Genomic DNA, 6,423 nt, shown 5'->3' on the forward strand with positions numbered 1-6,423 from the left:
GGCCGATTATAACCACACCCGGGCGCTGGTGACAGGCAGCAGCGCCACCCTGGAGTGTGGAATGCGAAAAACCGACGCCTGACCCTTTTCGCGCCTCAGTGCAACGCCTTGCGGGCGAAGTGCCGTGGGCGGAAACCACACAGGTACAGGCAGCCGAAATAGGTCACCACGCCGGCGACGATCAGGGCGCCCAGGCGCACGAAGCGCTCGAGCATGTTGCCCTGCTCCCAGGCCGGCATGTAGTGCATGCCCAGCAACAGCACGCCCGACATCAACGCCACCGCCAGCACCAGCTTGAGCAGGAACATCGTCCAGCCCGGTTGCGGCTGGAACAGTTGCTGGCTGCGCAGCTTCCAGTACAGCAGGCCGGCGTTCAGGCAAGCGCCCAGGCTGATCGCCAGGGCCAGCCCGGCATGGGCCAGCGGGCCGACCAGCGCCAGGTTGAGCAACTGGGTGCAGACCAGGGTGAACACCGCGATCTTCACCGGTGTGCGGATATTCTGCTGCGCATAGAAGCCAGGTGCCAGCACCTTGACCAGGATGATCGCCATCAACCCCACCGAATACGCGACCAGCGCGCGCTGGGTCATCGCCGCGTCAAAGGCACTGAACTTGCCGTACTGGAACAGCGCCACGGTCAGCGGTTCGGCGAGGATGCCCAGGGCCAGGGTGCAGGGCAGCACCAGCAGGAAGCACAGGCGCAGGCCCCAGTCGAGGATCCGCGAATACTCCTCACGGTCCTGGTTGGCGTAGGTCTTGGCCAAGGTCGGCAGCAGGATGGTGCCCAGGGCCACGCCGAGCACGCCGGAGGGCAGTTCCATGAGGCGGTCGGCGTAGTACATCCAGGACACCGAGCCGGCCACCAGGAAGGAAGCGAAGATAGTGTTGATGATCAACGAGATCTGGCTCACCGACACCCCGAGGATGGCCGGCAGCATCTGCTTGAGCACGCGCCACACACCGGTATCGCGCAAGTTCAGGCGCGGCAGCACGAGCATGCCGATCTTCTTCAGCGCCGGCAGCTGGTACAGCAGTTGCGCCAGGCCACCGGCCAGCACGCCCCAGGCCAGGGCCATGATCGGCGGGTCGAAGTAGGGCGTGAGCAGCACGGCGAAGGCGATCATCGCCACGTTGAGCAGCGTGGGGGTGAACGCCGGCACGCTGAAGCGATTCCAGGTGTTGAGGATCGCGCCGACCAGCGACGACAGCGAGATCAACAATATATAAGGAAAGGTCACCCGCAGCAGCGAAGTGGTCAGCTCGTACTTCTCTGCGCTGTCGACGAAACCCGGTGCCGTCGCCCAGACCACCCAGGGCGCGGCGAGGATGCCGATGGTGGTGACCAATGCCAGGATCAGGGTAAGCAGGCCACTGACATAGGCGACAAAGGTGCGGGTGGCCTCCTCGCCCTGCTGGGTCTTGTACTCGGCGAGGATCGGCACGAAGGCCTGGGAGAACGCGCCTTCGGCGAATATCCGCCGCAGCAGGTTGGGCAGCTTGAAGGCGATGAAGAAGGCGTCGGTGGCGATGCCGGCGCCGAACACCCTCGCCAGGATGGTATCGCGCACGAAGCCGAGCACCCGGGAAATCATGGTGATGGAGCTGACCGCAGCCAGGGATTTGAGCAGGTTCATCGAAAAGTTTCACGCCAGGGGCAGAGGACGCTGCAGACAGCGTCCGAATGTGCGATACTCCCGCGCCTTCGCAGGGGAGCCAAAAATTCCCGAGTTTACAGGTCGTGCGACAGAAAGGAATATTTCCCTCCTGTTGGCTCACCACTCGGCGGAACCTTGCAGGTGGCCTTGACATCCGATCGACTCATCGGCATGATTCGCGGCCTATTTTGTTTGCTATTTACCTAAAGTCTTTCGAGGAGCTCGACGGTGGCCAACTCACCTTCCGCCAAGAAACGTGCAAAACAGGCTGAGAAGCGTCGCAGCCACAACGCCAGCCTGCGTTCCATGGTCCGTACCTACATCAAGAATGTAGTCAAGGCCATCGACGCAAAAGACGCCGAAAAAGCGCAAGCCGCTTACGTTCTGGCTGTACCTGTAATCGACCGTATGGCCGACAAGGGTATCATCCACAAGAACAAAGCTGCTCGCCACAAAGGCCGTCTGAATGGCCACATCAAGGCACTGAAAGAAGCTGCAGCTGCCTAAGCGACGTTCTTGTCGAAAAAACCGACCCTAGGGTCGGTTTTTTTATGCCTGTGATTTTCTCGTTACTCGCCAAGGCTGCATTAGCACCGGTGTCTTCGAGTCAACCGGCAAGCCGGCTGCCACAGAATATCCTGAGGCCAACGCGGTCGGCGTGAGAGCCGGCTCGCCGGCGAAAGGGCCGCATAGCGGCCCCCCCCATCATTACTTGCCGATCTGGATCTTCGGCGCCCACTGCATCCATTCATCCTCCGGCTTGTCGAACAGCGCGAAGGTCTGCTGCGGTCGCGCAGGATTACCCATCTGTTCGCCATCGGGCGTGGCAAAGGCAATCCCACCGTCGATCAAGGTTTCCAACGACTCGGTGCGCACCGTGGCCCCCTTGAACAAGCCCCAGTCGAAACCAAACCCACTGCTGTTCCAGAAACGGCTGCCGCCACGCACCAGCCCGGCATAGCGAGGCTCGATAAGGATGTGGATAAGCACCCGGTCGGCGGTCTGGCCCAGCTCGAAGCCGGTGACCTTGCCCACTGCAATCTCCCGGTAGGTGACCGGCACGCCTGGCTTGATCGAACCACGGCGCGCCGCGCTCAAGGTCAACGGCAGGCCGACCTCCTCACCCTTCACCTCGGGGGCATCGCTCAGGGCGATGAAGTCACGCTGCGGCCCTTTATCCTTGAGCGCCGGCAGCACCTCCAGGTACTGACCGCCAATCAGCGTGTCGAGATTCTCGGTACGCACCAGGCCCAATGCAGGCTTGACCACCCAGAACTGCGTACCGGTGCGGGCGATACGCTCGGCCGCCTGGGTAATCCGCGCACGGAGCAGGACCGCCTGCAGGTCGCCGGTCAGGTCGACGCTCTCGACACTGCCCACATCCAGGCCGCGGAAACGGATCGGCGTGCCCGGCTTCAGGCCATCGGCGCGGTCCACGCGAATGGTGATCAGGGTCCCGGCCCGGTTGGCCGCGTCCTGGCTTTCATGCAGACGGAAGCGCGGGATGCGACGCTTGAGCGGTACATCCGGCTTCGGCGTATCGAAAGCGATGCCCCCGGCCATGAGCGTCTGCAGCGACTCACTCTTGACCTGGATCCCCGACAGGCCACCGGTCAAGGTGATGCCGCTGGCATTCCAGAAGCGCGTAGACCCGTTGACCAGGTTGGCGTATTCCTTCTCGATGTGCACACCGATCAGGATGCGCTTGCTGTTGCGAGCGAACTGGTAGCTCTGCACGCTGCCCACGCGCACCTGGCGGTACATCACCGGGCTACCCACTTCCAGCGAGCCCAGGGTATCGGCGAACAGCACCATGTGCAGGCCGGGCGCCTTCAGGTCCAGTGGCGGCGCCTTGGGACGCGCTTCGAACTCGCGCAGGGGCTTGGCGCCTGGCTCGCCCGGGCGGACCGCGATGTAGTTACCCTTCACCAACGCCTCGAGGCCAGTGATACCGGCAAGCGAGATCGACGGCTTGACTACCCAGAACTGTGTGCCTTCAACCAGATAGTCCTCGGCCAGCGGGTCCAGGGTCAGCTCGGCCGTTGCGCTGGCCAGGTCACTTTCGACCTTGAGATCCTTGAGCGTGCCCACCTGGATGCCCTTGTACAACACTGGCGTGCGCCCCTTCTGCAAGCCTTCGAAATCACTGAGCTTGACCTTGACGCGGATACCGGCCTGAGCCGCGTCGAAGTCCTCGTACAAGCGGAACGGCAGGCTTGGATCGGTGGGCGGGCTGTCCTTGCGGTTCTCCGGCGTTGCAAAGGCGATACCCCCGGCCACGATGCTCGACAGCGATTCAGTGCGTACCTTCACCCCGGACAGGTCGGCATCGATGCTGACCCCGCTGGCATTCCAGAAACGTGTGTGCTTGCGCACCAGGCTGGCATAGGCTGGCGCGATGAACACCTTGATCTCCACCGTGCCCTGATCCTCGGACAGGCGATAGCTCTTCACCCGACCGACCTGGATCTGCTTGTAGAAGATCGGGCTGTCGCGGTTGAGCGAGCCCAGCCGCTCGGCCTTGAGGGTCAGGTGCAAGCCAGGCTCGGCATCGGACAGTGGCGGCGCTTCCTTGAGCGCGGTGAAGCGCTTGGTCGGCTCTCCGTCTCCAGGGTCGACGGCGATATAGTTGCCCGAAACCAGCGTCTCCAGGCCCGAGATGCCTGCCAGGCTGACGCTCGGCTTGACCAGCCAGAAGCGCGTGCCCTTGTTCAGGTGCGGGCCTGCCTCCTTGCGCATCTCGATGGTGGCAATGACACCACGCTTGTCCCCCTTGTCATCCAGCACCAGGGCAACCACCTTGCCCACCGACATGCCTTTATAGATAACCTCGGTCTTGTTGGCGACGATGCCCTCGCCACTTTCGAAGCGCACCTGGATCTCGATGCCAGCATCCTTATAGGCTTGCCATGCCAGCCAGCCTCCGATTGCCAAGGCAATCAGCGGCAGGATCCAGATGGCCGACCAGTTCGAAGCTGGGCGGGTTTTAGCCGTAGGCAAGTCACTCATGGTCGTCATCCGACTCCGTGTTGTCCCAGATCAGTCGGGGATCGAAAGTTAAAGCGGCGAGCATCGTCAGGATCACCACGGAGGCGAAGGCGACGGCGCCCAGGTTGGCTTCGACACTGGCGATGCGGCCGAAATTCACCACGGCCACGAGAATGGCAATGACGAAGATGTCCAGCATCGACCAGCGGCCGATGAATTCAATGAAGCGATACATCAGGATGCGCTGCCGCGCCGACAGCGGCTGGTGGCGCTGTACCGAATAGAGCAGCAGGGCGATCCCCACCAGCTTGAAGGTGGGCACCAGGATGCTGGCAATGAACACCACCGCGGCGATCGGCAACATGCCGTGCTTCATCAGGGTGATCACGCCGGACATGATGGTGTCCGGGCTGCCTTGGCCAAGAGCGCTGACGGTCATGATCGGCAGCACGTTGGCCGGGATATAGAGGATCATCGAGGTAATCAGCAGCGCCCAGGTACGCACGATGCTGTTGGGCCGCCGGGCATGTACCACTGCCCCGCAGCGGGTGCAGCTCTGCGAGGTGCTGCCGGGCTCCTGACGATTAAGCTCATGACATTCATTGCATACCAGGATGCCTGCATCAATCGCCCGCATGGACGTCCTCCCCCGACAAGGCCACCCAAATCTGGTGCGGTGACATCACCACTTCGAGCCAGACCTGCACCAGCAGCAGGCTGATGAAGCAGAACAGACCCAGGCCAATGCTCAGCTCGGCCAGATCGACCAGCTTGACGATGGCCACCAGCACGCCCATGAAGTAGACCTCGAGCATCCCCCACTCACGCAGGTGGTGGTAGATACGATAGATCAGCAGGCCATAGCTGCGGCCGAAGTCGAGACGGATGCTCAGCAACACCGCCAGCTGGCACAGCAGCTTGAGCAGGGGAATGGCCATGCTGCACAGGAACACCACCACGGCGATGCCACGCATCCCTGAATTGTATAGCCCGAGCACACCACTCCAGACCGTGTCGTCGGAGGTCTGGCCGAGCAGGTGCAATTGCATGATGGGCAGGAAGTTGGCCGGCACATACAGCAACAGGGCGGTCAGGACGAGGGCCAGGCTACGGTTGACCAGGTTGTGGCGATGGGCGTACAGCTCGTAGCCGCAACGTGGGCATTGCGCCTTTTCATCAGTCTGCAACGAGACTTTGCGCATCAGCAGGTCGCACTCGTGGCAGGCCACCAGCTCATCCAGCGGCAGCTGCGCGAGCGCTTCGGGTTCTACAGGGTTAGGCATAAAGGGGTTCTGAATGGAGACGTCGGCTCTATTCTAGTGTTCCGACTCGAATTGTGGGAGGTGGCCAGTATGAGGAACTGTATCGGTGTTCGAGTCACATTTTCCGTGAGCAGGGCGCATCGCCGGCAAGCCAGCGCCACAGACTTTACCGGGCACAAAGACAAAACCCCTACCTGCTCGCGCAGATAGGGGTTTTGCGAAATGAATCTTGACGATGACCTACTCTCACATGGGGAAACCCCACACTACCATCGGCGATGCATCGTTTCACTGCTGAGTTCGGGATGGGATCAGGTGGTTCCAATGCTCTATGGTCGTCAAGAAATTCGGTTGCCAGTACGTCCTTGCAGACATGCCAGCCAATTCGGATATGTGATCTTGTGATTCGTCGCGAACTTTCGGTTCGTTTCGTCTTCACCACCGCAATCTGCGTGAGCAAATTGCTTGGGTGTTATATGGTCAAGCCTCACGGGCAATTAGTATTGGTTAGCTCAACG

The 6,423-nt window shown here is 61.5% G+C and carries 5 protein-coding genes and 1 rRNA gene; 1 reads left to right on the forward strand and 5 read right to left on the reverse strand.

Annotated features, from left to right (window positions below):
• Positions 1–95: 95 nt before the first annotated feature.
• On the reverse strand, positions 96–1,634 hold the full coding sequence (gene murJ, locus BMY03_RS17490; RefSeq protein ID WP_038706820.1) for a murein biosynthesis integral membrane protein MurJ: 1,539 nt from the start codon (positions 1,632–1,634) through the stop codon (positions 96–98).
• A gap of 249 nt (positions 1,635–1,883) precedes the next feature.
• On the opposite strand from murJ, the gene rpsT reads away from it, so the two are divergent.
• Entirely contained in the window at positions 1,884–2,162 is a 279-nt protein-coding gene (gene rpsT, locus BMY03_RS17495) for a 30S ribosomal protein S20 (RefSeq protein ID WP_023533220.1), read from the forward strand.
• 201 nt (positions 2,163–2,363) lie between these two features.
• Here the strand turns inward: rpsT and BMY03_RS17500 are convergent, their stop codons facing one another.
• The 4 genes from BMY03_RS17500 to rrf all read right to left on the reverse strand — a co-directional run bounded on the left by BMY03_RS17500 (position 2,364) and on the right by rrf (position 6,248).
• Positions 2,364–4,664: a PqiB family protein gene (locus BMY03_RS17500; protein ID WP_094011775.1), complete on the reverse strand. Its 2,301-nt coding sequence runs from the start codon at positions 4,662–4,664 to the stop codon at positions 2,364–2,366.
• On the reverse strand, positions 4,657–5,280 hold the full coding sequence (locus tag BMY03_RS17505) for a paraquat-inducible protein A (RefSeq protein WP_023629756.1): 624 nt from the start codon (positions 5,278–5,280) through the stop codon (positions 4,657–4,659). Before BMY03_RS17505 ends, BMY03_RS17500 begins: the two co-directional genes overlap by 8 nt.
• Positions 5,267–5,926, reverse strand: a complete 660-nt coding sequence (locus BMY03_RS17510) for a paraquat-inducible protein A (RefSeq protein WP_046854155.1) — start codon at positions 5,924–5,926, stop codon at positions 5,267–5,269. The genes BMY03_RS17505 and BMY03_RS17510 overlap by 14 nt, the downstream gene beginning before the upstream one ends.
• Positions 5,927–6,132: 206 nt before the next feature.
• A 5S ribosomal RNA gene (gene rrf / locus BMY03_RS17515) occupies positions 6,133–6,248 on the reverse strand.
• Between the last annotated feature and the right edge of the window lie 175 nt (positions 6,249–6,423).

It is taken from the genome of Pseudomonas soli, from assembly GCF_900110655.1.
GTDB classification, from domain to species: Bacteria; Pseudomonadota; Gammaproteobacteria; order Pseudomonadales; family Pseudomonadaceae; genus Aquipseudomonas; species Aquipseudomonas soli.

Bases quoted from the DNA above. Each gene is read 5' to 3' on its own strand.
- murJ (WP_038706820.1), bottom strand. From the start codon at position 1,634: ATGAACCTGCTCAAATCCCTGGCTGCGGTCAGCTCCATCACCATGATT.
- BMY03_RS17500 (WP_094011775.1), bottom strand. From the start codon at position 4,664: ATGAGTGACTTGCCTACGGCTAAAACCCGCCCAGCTTCGAACTGGTCG.
- BMY03_RS17505 (WP_023629756.1), bottom strand. From the start codon at position 5,280: ATGCGGGCGATTGATGCAGGCATCCTGGTATGCAATGAATGTCATGAG.
- BMY03_RS17510 (WP_046854155.1), bottom strand. From the start codon at position 5,926: ATGCCTAACCCTGTAGAACCCGAAGCGCTCGCGCAGCTGCCGCTGGAT.